The 18361-nt window shown below is 69.3% G+C and carries 18 protein-coding genes; 7 read left to right on the top strand and 11 right to left on the bottom strand.

The annotated features are described in order from the left end of the window. Positions 1-103 precede the first annotated feature (103 nt). The 4 genes from infB to rimP all read right to left on the bottom strand — a co-directional run bounded on the left by infB (position 104) and on the right by rimP (position 6011). Entirely contained in the window at positions 104-3322 is a 3219-nt protein-coding gene (infB, locus tag OZ403_RS10345) for a translation initiation factor IF-2 (protein ID WP_140874002.1), read from the bottom strand. A gap of 81 nt (positions 3323-3403) precedes the next feature. Continuing rightward, positions 3404-3619, bottom strand: coding sequence for a DUF448 domain-containing protein (locus OZ403_RS10340; protein ID WP_237078417.1), 216 nt, complete (start codon positions 3617-3619; stop codon positions 3404-3406). A gap of 143 nt (positions 3620-3762) precedes the next feature. Further along, a complete protein-coding gene (nusA, locus tag OZ403_RS10335; RefSeq protein WP_140789234.1) occupies positions 3763-5463 on the bottom strand; it encodes a transcription termination factor NusA in 1701 nt (566 codons plus the stop codon). Between the two features lie 62 nt (positions 5464-5525). Continuing rightward, positions 5526-6011 carry a ribosome maturation factor RimP gene (gene rimP, locus OZ403_RS10330; protein WP_140789232.1) on the bottom strand — a complete coding sequence of 162 codons (486 nt, stop codon included), beginning with the start codon at positions 6009-6011 and terminating at the stop codon, positions 5526-5528. A 208-nt stretch (positions 6012-6219) separates the two neighbouring features. Between rimP and OZ403_RS10325 the strand changes: the two genes are divergently transcribed. From OZ403_RS10325 to OZ403_RS10300, 6 genes are all read left to right on the top strand, one after another. Then, positions 6220-7023: a carbon-nitrogen hydrolase family protein gene (locus OZ403_RS10325; protein WP_268784069.1), complete on the top strand. Its 804-nt coding sequence runs from the start codon at positions 6220-6222 to the stop codon at positions 7021-7023. A gap of 96 nt (positions 7024-7119) precedes the next feature. Continuing rightward, positions 7120-7572 (top strand): FecR family protein, encoded by a 453-nt coding sequence (locus OZ403_RS10320; RefSeq protein WP_268784068.1) that lies wholly within the window; start codon positions 7120-7122, stop codon positions 7570-7572. After that, positions 7569-8465, top strand: a complete 897-nt coding sequence (locus tag OZ403_RS10315) for a LysM peptidoglycan-binding domain-containing protein (RefSeq protein WP_268784067.1) — start codon at positions 7569-7571, stop codon at positions 8463-8465. The genes OZ403_RS10320 and OZ403_RS10315 overlap by 4 nt, the downstream gene beginning before the upstream one ends. 19 nt (positions 8466-8484) lie before the next feature. Next, positions 8485-10191 (top strand): HD domain-containing phosphohydrolase, encoded by a 1707-nt coding sequence (locus OZ403_RS10310; RefSeq protein WP_268784066.1) that lies wholly within the window; start codon positions 8485-8487, stop codon positions 10189-10191. A 56-nt stretch (positions 10192-10247) separates the two neighbouring features. After that, on the top strand, positions 10248-10586 hold the full coding sequence (locus tag OZ403_RS10305) for a DUF971 domain-containing protein (RefSeq protein ID WP_140789222.1): 339 nt from the start codon (positions 10248-10250) through the stop codon (positions 10584-10586). A gap of 52 nt (positions 10587-10638) precedes the next feature. Next, positions 10639-12303 carry a serine/threonine-protein kinase gene (locus tag OZ403_RS10300; RefSeq protein ID WP_268784065.1) on the top strand — a complete coding sequence of 555 codons (1665 nt, stop codon included), beginning with the start codon at positions 10639-10641 and terminating at the stop codon, positions 12301-12303. Between the two features lie 7 nt (positions 12304-12310). Here OZ403_RS10300 and OZ403_RS10295 read toward each other — a convergent pair whose 3' ends face one another. The 5 genes from OZ403_RS10295 to OZ403_RS10275 all read right to left on the bottom strand — a co-directional run bounded on the left by OZ403_RS10295 (position 12311) and on the right by OZ403_RS10275 (position 15958). After that, positions 12311-12832: a ClpXP protease specificity-enhancing factor SspB gene (locus OZ403_RS10295; RefSeq protein WP_140789218.1), complete on the bottom strand. Its 522-nt coding sequence runs from the start codon at positions 12830-12832 to the stop codon at positions 12311-12313. Positions 12833-12865: 33 nt separating this feature from the next. Then, a complete protein-coding gene (gene smpB / locus OZ403_RS10290; RefSeq protein ID WP_268784064.1) occupies positions 12866-13354 on the bottom strand; it encodes an SsrA-binding protein SmpB in 489 nt (162 codons plus the stop codon). Continuing rightward, positions 13351-14229, bottom strand: coding sequence for a pantoate--beta-alanine ligase (gene panC, locus OZ403_RS10285; RefSeq protein ID WP_268784063.1), 879 nt, complete (start codon positions 14227-14229; stop codon positions 13351-13353). Before panC ends, smpB begins: the two co-directional genes overlap by 4 nt. A 2-nt stretch (positions 14230-14231) precedes the next feature. Then, entirely contained in the window at positions 14232-15149 is a 918-nt protein-coding gene (panB, locus tag OZ403_RS10280) for a 3-methyl-2-oxobutanoate hydroxymethyltransferase (RefSeq protein ID WP_268784061.1), read from the bottom strand. Positions 15150-15313: 164 nt separating this feature from the next. After that, positions 15314-15958, bottom strand: a complete 645-nt coding sequence (locus OZ403_RS10275; RefSeq protein WP_011552138.1) for a deoxynucleoside kinase — start codon at positions 15956-15958, stop codon at positions 15314-15316. 210 nt (positions 15959-16168) lie between these two features. On the opposite strand from OZ403_RS10275, the gene OZ403_RS10270 reads away from it, so the two are divergent. Next, the gene (locus OZ403_RS10270; protein WP_043710562.1) at positions 16169-16447 is read left to right on the top strand and encodes a hypothetical protein; all 279 of its coding nucleotides are present in this window, start codon (positions 16169-16171) and stop codon (positions 16445-16447) included. Between the two features lie 7 nt (positions 16448-16454). On the opposite strand, the gene rsmA is transcribed toward OZ403_RS10270, so the two are convergent. Next, positions 16455-17306 carry a 16S rRNA (adenine(1518)-N(6)/adenine(1519)-N(6))-dimethyltransferase RsmA gene (gene rsmA / locus OZ403_RS10265; RefSeq protein WP_140789208.1) on the bottom strand — a complete coding sequence of 284 codons (852 nt, stop codon included), beginning with the start codon at positions 17304-17306 and terminating at the stop codon, positions 16455-16457. A gap of 14 nt (positions 17307-17320) precedes the next feature. Beyond that, the gene (gene tsaD / locus OZ403_RS10260; protein ID WP_140853580.1) at positions 17321-18316 is read right to left on the bottom strand and encodes a tRNA (adenosine(37)-N6)-threonylcarbamoyltransferase complex transferase subunit TsaD; all 996 of its coding nucleotides are present in this window, start codon (positions 18314-18316) and stop codon (positions 17321-17323) included. Positions 18317-18361 lie beyond the last annotated feature (45 nt).

The following is an 18361-nucleotide window of genomic DNA, read 5'->3' as shown; positions in this document are numbered from 1 at the left end:
CCACGGGTGGCCACGCCCGAAGGCGGTGGCAACCCGGGCATCAGCACCCTGGGAAGATGGGGTCTTCCCAGGGTTTCAGGGAGGCGCCGGGGCTCTCCTGCAACTAGGTGAGGCTCTGCCGAGTCTCTTCGATCTCGTACGCCTCGATGATGTCACCGGGCTTGAGGTCGTTGAAGCTCTCGATGCCGATACCGCACTCGAAGCCCTGAGCGACTTCCTTGACGTCGTCCTTGAAGCGCCGCAGCGACGCCATCTTCCCGGAGAACAGCTGCTTGTTCTCGCGCATGAGGCGGACGAAGGCGCCGCGCTTCATGACGCCATCCAGCACCGCCGCACCGGCGATGGTGCCCAGACGCGGCACGTTGAAGGTGTTGCGCACCTCCGCACGACCCAGCTTCCGCTCGGTGCGGATGGGCTCCAGCAGGCCTTCCATCTCCGTACGAACCCCGTCGATGAGCTCGTAGATGATGGAGTAGCTCTTGAGCACCACTTCCTGGGCCTTGGCCGCGGCCTCCGCTCCGGACTCCGGGTTGACGTTGAAGCCCAGCACGACGCCCTTGGAGGCCGCCGCCCGCATCACGTCGCCCTCGGTGATGGCGCCCACACCGGAGTGGACCACCTCCACCTTGACCTTGTGGGTGGAGAGCTTCTGGACGGCCTGCCTGACGGCCTCGGCCGAGCCCTGCACGTCCGCCTTGATGACGACGCGCAGCTCCTTGGGACCACCGCCCGCCTTCGTCTTGGCGAACAGCTGCTCCAGGGACTCGCGGCTGACCTTGGACAGCTCGGTCTGCCGCTCCTTCATGTTGCGGTGCTCGGCGATCTGCTTGGCCGCCTTCTCGTCCGCCACCACGTTGATGGCGTCACCCGCGCCCGGCACGCCGGACAGACCGACGACCTCGGCGCAGTAGCCCGGCTTCACTTCCTTCACCTGCTCGCCGCGGCTGTTCGTCATCGCGCGGACGCGGCCGTAGTGTGAGCCGGTGACGACGGCGTCACCCAGCTTCAGCGTGCCTTCCTGCACCAGCACCGTGGCGACGGGGCCACGGCCGCGGTCCAGCTTGGCCTCGATGATGGCGCCCACCGACGGACGGCTCGGGTTGGAGGTCAGCTCGAGCACCTCGGCCTGGAGGGCCAGGTTCTCCAGCAGGAGCTCCAGGTTCTCCTTCGTCTTCGCGGAGACGGGCACCATGATGGTGTCCCCGCCCCACTCTTCCGGCACGAGCTCGTGGGTGGCCAGGTCCTTCTTCACGCGGTCCAGGTTCGCGGCCGGCAGGTCCATCTTGTTGATGGCGACGACGATGGGCACCTCCGCCGCCTTCGCGTGCTTGATGGCCTCCACCGTCTGGGGCATCACGCCGTCGTCCGAGGCCACCACCAGCACCACGATGTCCGTCACGTCGGCGCCACGGGCACGCATGGACGTGAAGGCCTCGTGGCCCGGCGTGTCCAGGAACGTCACGTCACCGCGCGCGGTGCTGATGCTGTAAGCGCCGATGTGCTGGGTGATGCCACCGGCCTCACCCTGGGCAACGCTGGCCTTCCGGATGGCGTCCAGGAGGCTCGTCTTGCCGTGGTCGACGTGGCCCATGATGGCGACGACCGGCGGACGGGGACGCTCGTCCTCGGGACGGGCCTCCACCTCGGGCAGGTAGTCCTCCACCTCGAAGCCCACGCGGTCGATCTTCCAGCCGTAGTCGCCGGCGATCATCTCCGCCGTGTCCGCGTCCACCAGCTGGTTCGCGGTGGCCATCTTCCCCAGGCCCATCAGCTTCTTGATGAGCTCGGCGCTGCGCACACCCATGCGCTGGCCCAGGTCGGACACGGAGATGCCCTCCTGCAGCTTGATGACCTTCTTCTCCTCGGCCATCTGGGTGATCTGCGTCTTGGCGCCCTTCTTCGTGGGCTTGCGCTTCTTGCCACGGATGGGGATGGTGACGCGGCCCCAGACCATGTCCGTCAGTTCCTGCTTGGACACGCTCTGCGTATCACCGCTGGTGCGCTTGCGCTGGCCACGCTCCTTGTTCTTGGAGACGTCCACCAGCTCGCGGCCACGGCCCAGGTGGTCCGGGACCACCTTGTACTCACGCCGCTCGGGGATGCCCGTGCGGCCCGGCGCCATGGGGTACTGCTTGGCCTGACCGGCCGTGGGCGTCACGCGGCGCACCTGGATGAGCGGGCGCGAGATGACGACGGCCTGGGTCGCCGTGGGACGGGCTGTGCCCGTGGGCGACACCTGGGCGTGCGGAACGCCGCCGACCATGATCGTGGGGCCCTGCGGCGTCGGAGAGGCCGAGGCCGAGGCCTGCACCCCCGTGCCGGGCGCCGAGGTCGGACGCACCGGTCCCTGACCGGGACGCCCGGCGCCTTGATAGGAGCCCGGTCCCTGGTAGGACGGACGACCACCCGGACCACCGGGACGACCACCCGGGCCGCCCGGACCACCGGGACGACCACCCGGGCCGCCCGGACCACCGGGACGACCGCCCGGGCCGCCCGGACCACCGGGACGACCACCCGGACCACCCGGGCCACCCGGACGACCACCACCGGGCCCACCACGCTGCTGGTAGCCAGGCGCGGGGCCCCGGGAGACGACGGTCGCGGACGAAGGAGTGCTCGAAGACGTCCGGACTGCCGGCGGTACCGGTGAGCGTGGGGGGGGTTGGGGCAAGGTGGTGCTCTCCTGAACAGAGGGACGAGGCTGCGCGGCGGCGGGTGCCTGCACGGCAGCGCGGGGAGCCTCCACCGGGGCCTGAGGGGCCTCGGCGGCGGGCGGGGGTGAAGCCACCTCGGCGGCGGCAGGGGCCTTGGGGGCCTCGGCAACCTGCGCGGGGGGCGTAGACGTGACAGCAGTGGGAGCCGACGGCTCCGCCGCGGCGGCGACCGGGGCCTCGACACGCTGGGGCTCCGGTGCGCTCGGCGCCTCGACGGGCGCACGGGGCGCTTCGACGGGCGGGGGTGCATGCACCGGCTCCTCGGCGGCGAACGTAGCGGGCTCGGGCGCCGACGGCGGCTCATAGGCGGGTTCGGCGGCCTGTGAAGCCTCGGCCCCGCTGTCCGCGGTCGCACCGGCGGGCGGACCCACCTTGCGGCGCACGACGAAGCCCTTCGCCGTCACGGGCGGCGTGGCCTGCTTCGGCTTGCGCTTGTCCAGAATCTTCTGGACGGCAGCGGTCGCCTGGTCGTCATCGAGAGACGACGAGTGGCTCTTGACGTCGTAACCGAGGCTCGACAGCTCGGTGACGACCTCCTTGTTGTCGAGCTCAATCCCGTGGCTCTTGAGTTCCTTGGCGATTTCGTGGACGCGCTTCTTCGACATATTGCCCTTGATGGCCTTCTGCTCCGCCGACTCCGGGGCGCAGCACCCTAGTCCAAACCCGAAAATGTGTGCGAGTGGTGACTAACACCCACTCCCCCCCGCACCCCTCCGCTCACCGTCCCCCTGCTCCCATGCCTGTCCGAGCTGCGACGGGTCAACCTGGCCCGCCTTTCCGCGAAAGGCCCTACCAAACGCCTTCCGCTTCAGCGCTGCCGTCAGACAACCGGCACCGCACAGGTAGGCGCCCCGTCCTGGCAGCCGCCTCTTCCTGTCGACCTCGATGGCGCCTCCGGGCACTATCACGAACCGGGTAAGTTCCGCCTGTAGTCGCCGCGACCCGCATCCGACGCACGTCCGGACCGGACCTGACCCCGCGTTCTGAACTTCCGGCCTGGGCCGGCCAGCCGGGCGCCGCACGTCCCCTCCCTTGCTCGCTTAGCTTACGGCGACTTGGTGGCTTCCGCGCCACCCTCAAGTGTCGCCGTCATGGCGCCGCGCTCGGCATTCAGCTCCGCGCGCAGCTTGGCTTCCTCCACCAGATAGTTTTCCGCCGCGCTCTTCAGCTGGCGGGCCTTCTTGATACCTACACCCGGAACATCGCCCAACTTCGCCAGGTCCTTCTCGTTGGCGATGTCCTCCACCGAGCGGTACCCGGCGAGGATGAGCTGCTCGATGGTCTTCTCACCGACGCCACGCACGCGCGCCATGCGCTCGGGCTGGCTGAGCTCGTCCGGATGCCGCCGAGCCTCCGCGATGCGGGCCTGCTCCCTTTCATAATCCATGCGCGACAGTTCCGCCTGATCCTCGACCATCCGGGTCCGGGCGGCTTCCTGCATGGAGGGGATGCGGGCCGGGTCGATGCCGGGCAGCTGCGCCAGCAGCTCCGCGTTGGCCTCGGCGATGTCCCGAGCCTGACGGAAGCCGTGCGCGTAGAGCGTCTCCACCAGCATCTCGTTGATGCCGGGCAGCGAGCCCAGCGAGCGGTTGGCGAACTCGCGCAGCTCCCGCACCCGGCTCTCGCTGTTGATGTCGAGCTTCCAGCCCGTCAGCTGGGCGGCCAGGCGGACGTTCTGACCGCGGCGGCCAATGGCCAGGCTGAGCTGGTCGTCCGGGACGATGAGCTCCATGGCGTGGTTGGCCTCGTCGATGATGACGCGGCTGACCTCCGCCGGGGCCAGCGCCGAGCACACGAAGCGGGCCGGATCCTCGTCGAACGGGACGATGTCGATCTTCTCACCGCGCAGCTCCTGCACCACCGCCTGCACGCGGCTGCCCTTCATACCGACGCAGGCGCCCACGGGGTCCACGTCGGAGTCCCGGCTGGACACGGCAATCTTCGCCCGGCCGCCCGGCTCACGCGCCGCCGCCTCGATGACGACGATGCCTTCGGCGATTTCCGGCACCTCCATCTCGAACAGCTTGGTGAGCAGGTTGACGGACGCGCGGCTGAGGACAATCTGGGGGCCCTTGGACTCACGGAGCACGTCCAGCACGTAGGCCTGGACGCGGTCGCCGGGGCGGTACGTCTCACGCGGGACCTGCTCGCGCACCGGCAGCACGGCCTCGGCGCGGCCCAGGTCCACGATGATGTTGCCGCGCTCGAACCGGCGGGCGATGCCGGTGACGATTTCGTTCTTCCGGTCGCGGTACTCGTTGAAGACGTTCTCCCGCTCCGCGTCACGCGTGCGCTGGAGGATGACCTGCTTGGCCGTCTGCGCGGCGATGCGGCCGAAGCCGCGGCGGAAGGTCTTCAGGCGGAGGATGTCACCGTACTGGTCGTCCTGGGCCTTGGCCTCGGCGGCGTCCTCGTCCCGGTAGAAGATCTGGAACACGAGCTCGTCGCCCGGCTCCACTTCCATGCCCTTCTTGTGGGCCTCGACCAGGGAGATCTGATTCACCGCCTGGACCGGGTCGACAATCTCCTCGACCACGGTGATGGCCTGGAACAGCTCCACGACGCCCTTGTCCGGGTCGTACTTCGCCTCGAGCTCGCGGTCCTGGCCAAAGTGCTTCTTGGCCGCGGTCTTCATCGCGTCTTCGAGCGTGGCAATCAGCACAGCCCGGTCGATGCCCTTGTCCTTGGCGACCTGGTCCAGGACGAGGTTGAGGTTGACACTCGGGTTGGCTTGCTGCGTGGGCATGGTCTTCTCCTAAAAGGGTCCACGGGCGCCCTCGCGCGGAGGGGCACCCTGTATGTCGACGTCTAGAACTGGAACTCCAGGTTCGCCTTGGCGATGTCCTTGAAGAGGATGTGGAAGGTTCCGGCCCCTTCCACCTCCACCGAGATTCCGTCGCCTGCCACCTCGGTCAGCGTGCCGGTGAAGTTCTTGCGCGGGGGCTCCCCCACCGGGCCGAACGTCTTCACCTTCACCTTCTGTCCCTTCACCCGCTCGAAGTGCGTCGGCTTCCTCAGCGGACGGTCCACTCCGGGGCTGGAAACCTCCAGGCTGTACTCGTGGGGGATGAAGTCCTCCACGTCGAGCGACGGATCCACCGCGCGCGACACCTGGGTGCACTCGTCCAGCCCTACGCGGCCACCCGGCTTGTCGATGAACAACCGGAGCACCCAGCCCTCGCGCTCCCGGAGGAACTCCAGGTCCACGAGCTCCAGGCCTTCACCCGCGACAATGGGTTCGAGCAGGGCCAAGGCCCGCTCCTCCACCGTCTGCTTGAGGTTCTTCTCCGACATAAGCGGGAAACCAGTCTCCAAAAACACGAAAAGCGGGCACGCGGCCCACTTTTCGAAGTGCTTCATCGAAAAATGTCGGGGGCGTCCGTAGCACACGCCCCGTCGGGGTGTAAAGGAAGGACGCACCCTCCTGCTCCGGGTGAAACGCGCCCGGCAGAGCGAGGAATTCCCAGGGGTTCCGAGGCCCGACGGGGGTTATAACGCGCCCATGCACCTCATCGCCGCCGCGCAGATGGTGTCCACCTCCGACAAGGCCCTCAACCTGGAGGCCGCGACCCGGCTCGTCCGGCGCGCCGCCGGGCTGGGAGCCCGGCTGGTGGGCCTCCCCGAGAACTTCTCCTGGATGGGGCCGGAGCCCGAGCGGCAGGACGCCGCCGAGGGGCTCGACGGTCCGACGCTGTCCCGGATGGCCAGCCTGGCCCGGGAGCTGAAGGTGACGCTCCTCGCCGGCAGCGTGCTGGAGACGGGCGCGCCGGGTGGGCGCCTCTACAACACCAGCGTCCTCTTCGGCCCTGGCGGCGAGCGGCTGGCCGTGTACCGGAAAATCCACCTCTTCGACGTCGAGGTGGGGGATGGTGCGACCTATCAGGAGTCCGCGGCGGTGGCGCCGGGAACGGAGGTCGTCTCCGCGGAGACGGAGGTCGGCCGGCTGGGGCTGTCCGTCTGCTACGACCTGCGCTTCCCTGAACTGTACCGGCGGCTGTCCCGCGAAGGCGCCACGCTGCTGGCGGTTCCGGCGGCCTTTACCCTCATGACGGGCAAGGACCACTGGGAAGTGCTCCTGCGGGCCCGCGCCATCGAGAACCAGTCGTACGTACTGGCGCCCGCTCAGGGGGGACGGCACTCAGCCAACCGCGTCACCTATGGACACGCCCTGGTGGTGGACCCATGGGGCCTGGTGACAGCGCGGGCCTCCGAGGGTGAAGGGCTGGCGCTGGCGCCAGTGGACCCGGAGCTGCAAGCACGCATCCGCCGCAACCTCCCCTGCCTGGAGCACCGCCGTTTGGACTAGCGTGCGCGTACCCAGGCCCGCCCCCCTCTCGGGTTCACCTTCGATAGACTTCGGGTCCCCGGAACTCCTCTCGTGAATGGACGACGCTGGTCACCCATGCTGCTTGCGCTCGCGCTTTCGGCCCTCCCCGCCGGCTGCACCGCCGATGAGCGTCCGTCCGCGCCCGACGCGGCAACGCCGCCCACGGTGGCCACGCACCGCGCGCACCTGCGAGCCATGAAGGGCGGCGTCCAAATCAAGCGCGCCACGGCCGACGAGTGGAGCCCCGCCCGGGAAGGCCAGCCGCTCTACGAAAACGACAAGGTCCGCACCGAGGCGGGCGCTGGCACCGACATCGTCTTCGCCGCCAACGGCAGCACGGTGCACCTGGGTGGGGACTCGCTCATCAGCATCGCGGAGACGCGCACCCGTCCTGGCCAGCAGCGCACGGACCTCACCGTGCTGCGGGGCCGCATCGACGCGGAGCTGGAGAAGCCCGCCACCCAGTCCCTGTCCGTCACCACGCCGTCCGCCACCATCCAGGCGGGAAGGGAGATTGTCTTCCAATGAAGGCGGCGCTCCTCCTCGTCACATGGCTGGGCACGATGCCCCCGGGCACCGTGGTGGTGGGCCCCAACGAGTCCCTGCGCCAGGTGGCCCAGCGCACCCTGGGTGACGCGCGCGCCGTGGGGGAGCTGCGCGCATTCAACGGACTTTCCTCGGACGACGTGGCGGCGGGGACCCGGCTGAAGGTGCCCGGCCACGAGCGCGTGCTGGCGCAGAAGGCCCTGGAGACGGCGCGCACGCTGGTGGCCAGCTCGAAGGATGCGAGCGTGCCCCCAGAAGTCTCTACCCGGCTGAAGAACGCAGAGAGCCATTTCCGCGAGGCGCGCTACACGCAGGCGGCCTCGGAGGCCAATGCGGTGGGGAAGATGGTGGCGGCGGACCGCTCGCCGCAGTCCTCCGCGTTCTCCGTGGAAGTGGGCGACGGCGACAGCACCACCGTCACCGTGAAGCACGGCCCGCCGGTCCGCGTGGAGGCCGAGGGCGTCACCCAGCCCGTCGCCAAGGGCGAGTCCATCCGCGTGGAGAAGGGCCGTCCGCCCCCCGCGCCCCTCCCGCCGCTGGTGGCCCCCAGCCCCGGGCAACCGGAAGATTCCGCGCGCCTGAAGCGGCGCCCGGACCGGGACGGGCACCTGGGCCCGGTGAAGCTGACCTGGGAGGCGGTACGGGGCGCGGAACGTTATGAAGTGGAGGTGTCGCGCGCCCAGGAGCAACGCGCCGTCTTCACCCAGACAGTCACCAGCCTGGAAGCGAAGCTGCCAGTGCTGCCCGCGGGAAGCTACCGGTGGACGGTGCGCGCGGTGGGCCCCGCGGGCCCGTCCGAGCCCAGCGCGCCCAGGCACTTCGAACTGGTGCCCGAGCGCCTCAAACTCGAAGTGAAGAAGGGCCAGTGGCAGTAACCCCTGGAGGAGCCACGCCGTGCGCCTGTTCAAAGCCATCCTCCTGTTGATGCTGGTGGTGGGCGTCGTCCCCACGCTGATGGTGGGGTGGCTCTCCGTCTCCCACACCCGGGAGCTCCTGGTGCGCGACGCCCAGGAACTGGCACAGGAGCGCGTGAAGCAGCTGCGCCTCAAGGCCGAAATCTTCCTGGGCGAGCCCACCGACGCGGTGCTGGGCCTGGCCCGCGTGCCCGGCTTCTTCGGCCTGCCCTTGGAAGCGCAGCAGACGCACCTGGCCTCGGTGCTCAACCAGCGGCGCGATGTGCTGGCGCTCACCGTGTTCGACGCCGACCGCCAGCGGCTGCCGGGACTCCAGGCCTTCTCCAAGCACGACGTGCCGCCCACCGCACTGGCCGGACATGAGGAGCGCGCGCGGGCGCTGCTCGAGAACATCGAGGGCGTGCGCTACGCGGATGTGGTGAAGGACCCGCAGGGCAGCGAGCCGGTGCTGACGCTGGCCTTCCCCGTGGGCGAGCCCGTCCGGGGGTACATCGCGGCGGACCTGTCCCTGACCGACCTGCGGAAGATGCTGGAGCAGGAGCGCGTGGGCAGCACCGGCTTCGCCTATCTGGCGGACCGGCACGGGCACCTCGTGGCGGGCGGTGGCGGCGTCGCCGGCCTGGGCGAGGACGTGGCGCAGCGTGGCCCGGTGGCGCACCTGCTGAAGCAGTTGGTGGGTAAGTCGAACATGGAGCTGTTCCACGTCGGCAACTTCGGCGAGGGCCGGGACGCGGTGGTGGCCGCGTACACGGTGCTCCCCGAGACGGGTTGGGCCATCGTCTCCGAGCAACCCGTGGAGCACGCCTACCGCCAGGTGGACACCATGGAGCAGCGCATCCTCCTGGGTCTGGGGGCGGCCATCCTGGTGGCGGTGGTGCTGGCGGCGCTCTTCTCTCGGAACCTCACCCGGCCGCTCAAGGGCTTCATCAGCGGCGCGCTGGAGCTGGCGCACGGCAAGTTCGGCGTCGAGGTGGACATCAAGCAGAAGAACGAGCTGGGCGAGCTGGCTCAGACGTTCAACTACATGAGCAAGCAGCTGCTCGCGTACGACATGGAGAACCGCGGCCTCTACGAGAGCCTGGAGAAGGGCTACCTGGAGACCATCGTCGCGCTGGCGAACTCCATCGATTCGAAGGACGCGTACACCCGCGGCCACAGCCAGCGCGTGGGCGACGTCTCCGTGCAGATTGGCCGGGAGATGACGCTCACCGAGCGCGAGCTGCGGCAGCTGCAGTACGGCGGCATCCTCCACGACATCGGGAAGATTGGCATCGTGGAGTCCATCCTCTGCAAGCAGACGCGGCTGACGGACCAGGAGATGGCCATCATGCGCGAGCACCCCGCCATCGGTGACGCCATCATCGGGCCGGTGAGCTTCCTGGGCGCGGTGCGCGCGTGCGTCCGCCACCACCATGAGCGCTGGGACGGCACCGGGTACCCGGACAAGCTCAAGGGCGAGGACATCCCCCTGCTGGCCCGCATCGTCGCGTGCGCGGACACCTTCGACGCCTGCACCTCCACCCGCCCATACCAGAAGGCCATGCCGCTGGAGAAGGCGATGGAAATCCTCGACAACCTCAGCGGCGCCCAGCTGGACCCGAAGGTCGTCCAGGCCCTGAAGCAGGTGCTGGCGAAGCAGGGCGTGCGGCTGGAGGGCCACCGGCTGCCCGTGAAGCTCGCCTCCTGACGGCCGAAGGATGGTAGGGAGGGCGCTAGACTGTTGAGACTCTGGAAGGTGGAACGTTGAGCTTCTGGGACCGCATCAAGCCCGCCCCCCAAGCCGTCACCGCGACGGACGCACAGCTGTCCTCGGATGGCGCGCGCCTGGACCTGACGTGGGACGACGGGGCGAAGACGAGCGCCACCGCACAGGTGCTGCGCCAGCAGTGCCCCTGCGCCGCGTGCGTGGATGAATGGACGAACAAGCGGACGCTGGACCCGTCGAAGGTCCCCGCCGACTTGCGCATCAAGCAGGTGCAGCCCGTGGGAAACTACGCGCTGGCCTTCAGCTTCAGCGACGGCCACACCACCGGCATCTACCCCTGGCAGCTGCTGCGCGACATCACCCAGCCCGCCGCCTGAGCGCCCTGTGAACGAACGCTACCGGCTCGTTCGCCCGCTGGCCTCTGGAGGCATGGCGGAGCTCTTCCTCGGCGTCGCGCGCGGCGCGGAGGGATTCGAGAGGCCGGTAGCCATCAAACGGGTGCTGCCCCACCTGGCTCGCGAGCCGGACATCGCGCGCATGTTCCTGGCCGAGGCGCGGCTGGCCACGCTGCTGCAACACCAGAACATCGCCACCGTCTTCGACGTGGGCCAGGGCCCCGAAGGGCTCTTCCTGGTGATGGAGCTGGTGGACGGATGGGATTTGGGCGTGCTGCTGCGCTCGGCCGCGCGCCAGGGCGTGCGCTTCCCTCCGCACCTGGCCGCCTTCATCGTCCATCAGGCCCTGGCGGGGCTCGGCCATGCCTACCGGAAAGTGCATGACGGGCGGCCGGTGATGGTGGCCCACCGCGACGTGTCACCCTCCAACGTGCTGGTGTCTCGTGAGGGCGAGGTGAAGCTGACGGACTTCGGCATCGCGCGAATGGCCGGCGCGGCGCACACCGAGCCCGGCGTCTTCCGAGGGAAGGAGGCGTACACCGCGCCCGAGGTGCTGCAAGGCGCTCCCGCCACCGCCGCGAGCGACCAGTTCTCCCTGGGCATCGTGTTCTACGAGCTGCTCACGGGGCGGCATCCGTTCCACACCGAGAAGGACGCGAGCGCGGTGGCCTACGCCATCCTGACGCGGCCTGTGGAGCCACCGCAGGGCGTTCCCGCGCCACTGGCGGGCGCCGTCATGCGCATGCTGGCGAGGGCGCCTCAGGAGCGCTTCCACTCGCCGGAGTCACTGGCCGAAGGTTTTGCCCGGTGGTTGGCCCAAGTCGGCGAGCCCGCGACGTCGCAGACGCTGGCCGCGTTCCTTCGCGGGCTGGGATTGCCGCCGTCCCTGAGTGAACAGGCAGCGGCTTCCGGGCGCCCCGTGACGCGGGCACAGGTTGACGGGGGGGCGCCGGCGATGGCCGTGCATGCGGCGTCGCCCGTCGAGGCCGCTGCGCCGGAAGAAGAGCCGCTCTCCATGCCGGGCGGCGCGGCGCTCAGCGTCAGTGGGCGGATGGTGCATCGCTGCCCTCGATGCAACCACGTGCTCTCCTCGCCCCAAGCGCGGTGCTCACACTGCGCGATGTGGCCGGATGCCTCGAACGGCGCGGCGGCAACGCCTCGCACGCCCACCGCTCCGGGCGCCTTCGCTCCATCCGCGGGCCTCGAGCTCACCGCGCATCAGACGCTCGCGGAGAGTGTCCCCCAGACACACGTCACGCCGGGCGCGAAGAGCGTGCTCCAGACCGACGCCGATGCACTGGAGCTGGCGGAGCGCCCACCTTCACCCGAGAGCGACTGGCCCGATGAGGCGGCCCTCCTCCGGCGTTCGCGCCTGAAACGGGCACTGGGGCTGCTGCTCCTGGCGCTGATGGTGGGCACCGGCATCTGGCTGTGGCCCCAGCGCTCCACCCTGCTCATCCGAGTGATGTCAGCGACGGGGCTTCGCCTGTCCGCCCCGATGCTGCGCGTCGACAGCGACCCGCCCGGAGCCACCGTCTGGGTCCGGGACGCGGAGCTGGGGACGACGCCGCTGCTGCTCGAGAACCGCCATCCAGCAGGACGCGTCCCCATCCAGGTCCGGCTCAAAGGCCACCGCACGTGGAAGGGGACGTTCTCCGGCGGCGAGGCCGCCCACATCGAGGCGAAGCTGAAGCGCTGAGCGCGCCTCATTTCACCAGGCGGAGATGACCACGACGCGGCGGAGGTGGCTCGTCCGGGGGTCCGTCCGTGGGCGGAACGTCGGCGGGCGGATCATCGCGCCGCTCGCCCTGCACTTCCCGGAGGAAGGTGCGCGGGCGCTCCGCTGCCACCGGCACGGGTGCCACGGGCAGGGGCTGCGCCGGACGTGACGCAGCCGTCTGCTGGAGCAACTCCGGCGGCATGTCCTCCGGGTACATCCAGAACTCCTTCGTCACGTGGCTGGCGATGGCGAACAACGCCGACCACGGCACCGCGATGGTGAAGCGCGAGCCAGAGAAGCTCAGCGTGGAGCGCACGCCCCACTCGCCCACCGTGAGGTCCGGTGGGTCGAACCGGTACGAGAGATTGAGGCGCAGGTGCGCCTCCGTCTTGACGGAGGCTGGGACGAGCACGCCCGGACGGCGCGCGTCCAGGTGAATCATCACCATGCCCTGGTCGAGCGCGGCCAGCAGCCGCTCCTTCTTGTCGAGAACCTTCTTGTCGTCCATCGGTGTACGGCGAAAGAACTTCGGGCGCCCCTCTCAACGTCGGCGCATCGCCCGGTCCATCTCCCGCTTCGTCTCCCGCTCCTTGATGTCGTGGCGCCGGTCCTCGTGCGTCTTGCCCCGGCAGAGCCCCAGCTCCACCTTGGCACGGCCTTTCCTGAAGTACAGCACAAGCGGGATGATCGAATAGCCCCGCTCACGCACCTTCGCCGTCCAACGGTCGATTTCTCCTCGGTGCATCAACAACTTGCGACCCCGAGTGGGAAGGTGGTCGAAGACGCTCGCCGCCTTGTAGGAGCCGATGTTCGCGTTGAGCAGGAAGAGCTCGTCCCCCTTGGGGAGCGCGTAGGCGTCCGACAGATTGGCGATTCCGTCTCGCAGAGACTTCACCTCGCTTCCCGTGAGCGCCAGCCCGGCCTCCAGCTTTTCGTCGACCGTGTAGTCGAAACGCGCACGACGGTTTTCCGCGATGACTCTCACGCCGGGCTCGCTGCCCACTCCCTTTGACTTCCCTCCGGATGTCATACGCGTCCCGCGTTCTCCTCACCACCCAACTGCATGTTGTCGATGAGGCGCGTCGTGCCACTGAAGGCCGCGACGAGCAACCGGGCAGGCTGCCCGGGCGCCACCGCAGCCAGCGGCGTCAGCCGCTCCGCATCCACCAGTTCCACGTAGTCTTCCCGGAGCCCCGCCGCTTCCAATTCGCGCCGGACGGCCGCCACCAGGGGCTCCGACTCCCGCGTGCCCTCGCGCAGCAGCGCCTGGGCGGCCTTGAGCCCCCGGGACAGGGCCAGCGCCCGCTGCCGCTCCTCGGGGGACAGATAGGCATTGCGGCTGCTCATCGCCAGGCCGTCCGGCTCACGCACCGTCGGCATGCCGACGATGTCCGCGCCCAGGTGCAGGTCCTGATTGAGCGCCCGGATGACCTGGAGCTGCTGGTAGTCCTTCTCCCCGAAGAGCGCCACCTCCGGGCGGAACAGCGTCAGCAGCTTCGTGACGACGGTGGCCACCCCGCGGAAGTGCCCCGGACGCCGGGCCCCGCACAGGCCCTGGCTGACGTCCGTCACCTCCACGTATGTCTGGTAGCCCTGCGGGTACATCACCTCCGGGCCCGCGGGCGCGAAGATGGCCTGCGCGCCCGCGCTGATGCACTTGGCGACGTCCCCCTCGTAGTCCCGGGGGTAGCGGGACAAGTCCTCCCGCGGCCCGAACTGCGTGGGGTTCACGAAGATGGACACGGCCACCACGTCCGCGCGGCGCCGCCCCTCGCGAATGAGCGAGAGGTGACCCTCGTGCAGGAAGCCCATGGTGGGCACCAGCGCGAGCCGGTGCCCCTCCCGGCGCAGCCCCGCCGTCCAGTCCTTCACGTCCTCAACGGTTTTCAGGACGGCGGGAGCCATGACTAGGCGGGTCTCCCGTAGACGGGGCCCATCTTCTCGCCATCCTCGGTGGGCGCGGATGGCTCCACCCGGGCCGCCGGAGCCGGAGCCCCCGTCGCCAGCCGGATGTTCTTGTTCGCCTTGAAGGAGTGCTCCTCGTCCGGGAACGCGCCCTTGCGGACCTCCGCGAAGTACGTGCCCGCGGCATCCGTAATCGAGCCGTGGAGGTTGGCGTAGCGCTTCACGAACTTCGGCTTGAAGTCCGGGTTCATGCCCAGCAGGTCGTAGCAGACGAGAACCTGGCCATCACAGTCCACGCCGGCGCCAATGCCGATGGTGGGGATGGACAGGCGCTGCGTCACGGTGCGCGCCAGGTCCATGGGCACGCCTTCCAGCACCAGCGCGTAGGCCCCGGCCTGCTCCAGCGCCAGCGCATCGTCCAGAATCTGCCGCGCCTGGTCATCGCCACGGCCCTGGACGACATAGCCGCCCATCTTGTGGACGGACTGCGGCGTCAGCCCCAGGTGTCCCATGACGGGGATGCTCGCGCGGACGATGGCCCGCACCGTGTCCGCGAACTCGGCGCCGCCCTCCATCTTGATGCTGCCCGCGCCGCCTTCCGCCACCATCCGGCCCGCGTTGCGGACCGCTTCCTGGTTCGACACCTGGTAGCTCATGAAGGGCAGGTCGGCCACGACGTGCGCCCGGCGCGCGCCACGGGCCACGGCGGCCGTGTGGTAGACCATCTGGTCCATCGTCACCGGCAGCGTGGAGTCATGCCCCTGGATGACCATGCCTAGCGAGTCGCCTATCAGCAGTACGTCCGCGCCTGCCTCTTCGAGGATGTGGGCGAACGTGGCGTCGTAAGCGGTGACCATGCAGATCTTCTGACCGATCTGCTTGAAGCGCTTCAGTGTGTGGATGGTGACCTTGTCCTTCACGGTTCACCTCCTATGGCTACGGGTTGAACGGCCTGACGGGTCCATTCGCGCCTCGCCGTCCCCACAGGGGATCGCCGGGAGCCCTGGGCCCGCCACCGCACTCTAACGCCCCCGCGCCTGCCGTGGGGGCATTGAAGGCGGACGTCCCACCAGGAGCCTGACTTTCAGCCCCGGCGGGAAGCCTTCGGAACGTAATGCTGCGTCCCCGGCTTCGCCTTCCGGATGGTGGCAAGCAGGTCTTCCCTGTCTGCCTCGACATTCACGAAGTCGATGTCCGAGGTATCCACGACGAGGAGCGGCGTGTCCGTGTAGTGGAAGAAGAAGTTGTTGTAGGAGTGGACGAGCCCCTCCAGGTACGTGGGGTCGAACTTGCGCTCGAACTCCCGGCCGCGCTTCTTGATGCGGTGCAGGAGCACGTCCAGTCGGGCCTGGAGATAGATGACCAGGTCCGGCTTGGCCACGCGGGGCCCGAGCGCCTCGAAGACGCGCTCGTAGAGGGCCAGCTCGTGCGCGTCCAGATTGAGGTGCGCGAAGATGCGGTCCTTGGCGAACAGGTAGTCGCTGACCGTCATCGAGCTGAAGAGGTCCTGCTGGAACAGCTCCTGCTGCTGCCGGAAGCGCGACAGCAGGAAGAAGATCTGCGTCTGGAACGCGAACTTCTGCCGGTCCGTGTAGAAGCTGGAAAGGAAGGGGTTCTCCTCCACGACTTCGAGGATGCGCCGCCCCGCCAGACGCTCCGCGAGGATGTTGGAGAGGCTCGTCTTGCCCACGCCAATGGGCCCTTCCACCACGATATACCGGTAGTCCATCCGCCCGAGGCCTCCCGCCCGCGGAATGCGCTTTGAGACCGCGCGCGCGAGACATCGCGCGAAGGCGCGGCCACGCACGCGGGCGGATAACACAACACGGCCGCTGGAATCCGGCAATTTTCCACGGCGGCCCGCGTCCCTTGACGCTCCGAGACGCATCCCCTACGGTCCGCGCGACTTCTTGGCGTGTGCGCGGGGTGGTCTCCGGACATGAGCGGCAGACACAGGGCGAAAACAGTGGTGCGGCTGGAAGAGGCCCGCCAGAGCACGCCCACCCAGCGAGCGCCCACACCTCCCGTGGAGCCGGATCCGCTCTACGGCGTGGTGTTGCTCAAGACGGCCATGGAGCTGAAGCGCCGACAGGACGGCACCGTGGAGGACATCCTCCGCGGCGTGCTCGCCCGGATGCGCATCCCCGAAGCCGAGTTCTTCGCCTACCTGGAGCAGCAGGGCGGCCTGCTCCAGGCGCTGGGCATGCGCGGACGCTAGCGGCGCCCTACTCCGCGGGCGTAGGCGGGGCCGCCTTCACGGGGCCAAGCGCGCGCTCGATGGCGGCGAACTCCTCGGGAGCCAGCGTCTCCGCGCGGCGCTGTGGATCCACGCCCGCGGCCTCCAGGGCGGCGATGAGCGTCTCCGTCGTCCCGAGCGTCGGGTCCGACTTGATGGAGTTGATGAGCGTCTTGCGCCGGTGCGCGAAGGACGCCTTCACCACGCGGGTGAAGCGGGCCTCGTCGATGATGGGCGCGCGCGGCGACTTGCGGCGGGTGAGCCGCAGCACCGCGGAGTCCACCTTCGGGGGCGGATGGAAGCGCCAGGCCTCCAGGGTGAGGACGTTGTCCGCGTCGTAGTGCATGCCCAGCAGCACCGTCAGCAGCCCGTAGTCACGGTTGCCGGGCTCCGCCGCGAGCCGCACCACGACTTCCTTCTGGAGCGTGAAGACGGCGCGCGAGACATGGGCCCGCTGCTCCAGCACTCGGAAGAGAATGGGGCTGGTGAGGTGGTACGGGAGGTTTCCCGCCACCGCGACGTCGGGCGCATTGGCCACCTGCGCGAAGTCCACCGTGGCCGCGTTGCCAGACACCACGCGCACGCCGGGGATGGCCTCCTTCTCCAGCACCATCACCATGTCCCGGTCCCGCTCCACGGCGGTGACGCGGGCCCCGGTGGCGGCCAGGAAGCGCGTGAGGTGGCCCAGGCCCGGGCCCAGCTCCACCACCGGCTCATCGGCGCGCAGATTCAGCGCGTCGGCGATGGCCTCCAGCGCGTCCTCGTCTCCGAGGAAGTTCTGTCCCCAGCTGTACTTGGCGCGCAGGCCATGCCGCTTGAGGATGTCTCTTGGCGATTCCACCCGTCTGCTCCCCTCTACATGCGCCAGGCCGGGTCGGCGGCGAGGCGGAAATCTCCGCGCAGGCCGCGGCGGTACGCCTCATACCCTGCCACCGCAATCATGGCGCCATTGTCCGTGCACAGCCGCACCGGGGGCAGGAACATGTTCAACCCCCGCTCCTCGGCCCGCGCCTGACACAGTGCCCGCAGCCGCGAGTTCGCAGCGACGCCGCCGCACAGCACCAGCTGCTTGTGGCCCAACCGGCGCGCGGCGGCCACCAGCTTCTTCGACAGCACGTCCGCCACGGCCTCCTGGAAGGACGCGCACAGGTCCGCCAGCGCCTGGCCCTGCGGCACGCCGTGCTTCTGCACGTGGTGCAGCACCGCCGTCTTCAACCCGGAGAAGGACACGTCGAAGTTGTCGCCCGGCAGCGCGCGCGGGAAGCGGATGGCCTCCGGATTCCCCTGCTGCGCCAGCTGGTCGATGGGCTGCCCGCCCGGATATGGCAGGCCGAGGATACGAGCGGTCTTGTCAAATGCCTCGCCGGCTGCGTCGTCGCGCGTGCTGCCCACCAGCCGGTACTGCCCGTAGGCCTGCACCTCGTAGAGGCTGGTGTGCCCCCCGGAGACGACGAGCCCGAGGAACGGCGGCTCCGGCGCCACATCCAGCAGCCGGATGGCCAGCAGGTGGCCCTCCAGGTGGTTGGCGCCCACAAAGGGCTTGCCCGTCGCCAGGCTCAGGCCCTTGGCCACCTGCACGCCCACCAGCAGCGCGCCGATGAGGCCGGGGCCGGACGTGACGGCGATGAGGTCCACGTCGTCGAGCGTCTTGTTCGCCCGCGTCAGCGCTTCGTGGACGACGGGCAGCACCTGGACGATGTGGTTGCGGCTGGCCAGCTCCGGCACCACCCCACCCCACCGCCGGTGGATGTCCACCTGCGTGGAGACGACATCCGACAACGCACGGCGGCCGTCCTCCACGACGGCGGCGGCAGTCTCATCACACGAGGTTTCCAGTCCTAGGACGAGCAAGGCGGCTCACTTCTCAGGGGGCCAATGAAGGAAGTGGGACCGCCC

The sequence above is a fragment of the Myxococcus sp. NMCA1 genome (assembly GCF_026810205.1).
In the GTDB taxonomy this organism is placed as follows: domain Bacteria; phylum Myxococcota; class Myxococcia; order Myxococcales; family Myxococcaceae; genus Myxococcus; species Myxococcus xanthus_A.
The sequence above is the reverse complement of the archived record's forward strand: the minus strand, read 5'-3'. Positions and strand labels throughout refer to the sequence as shown.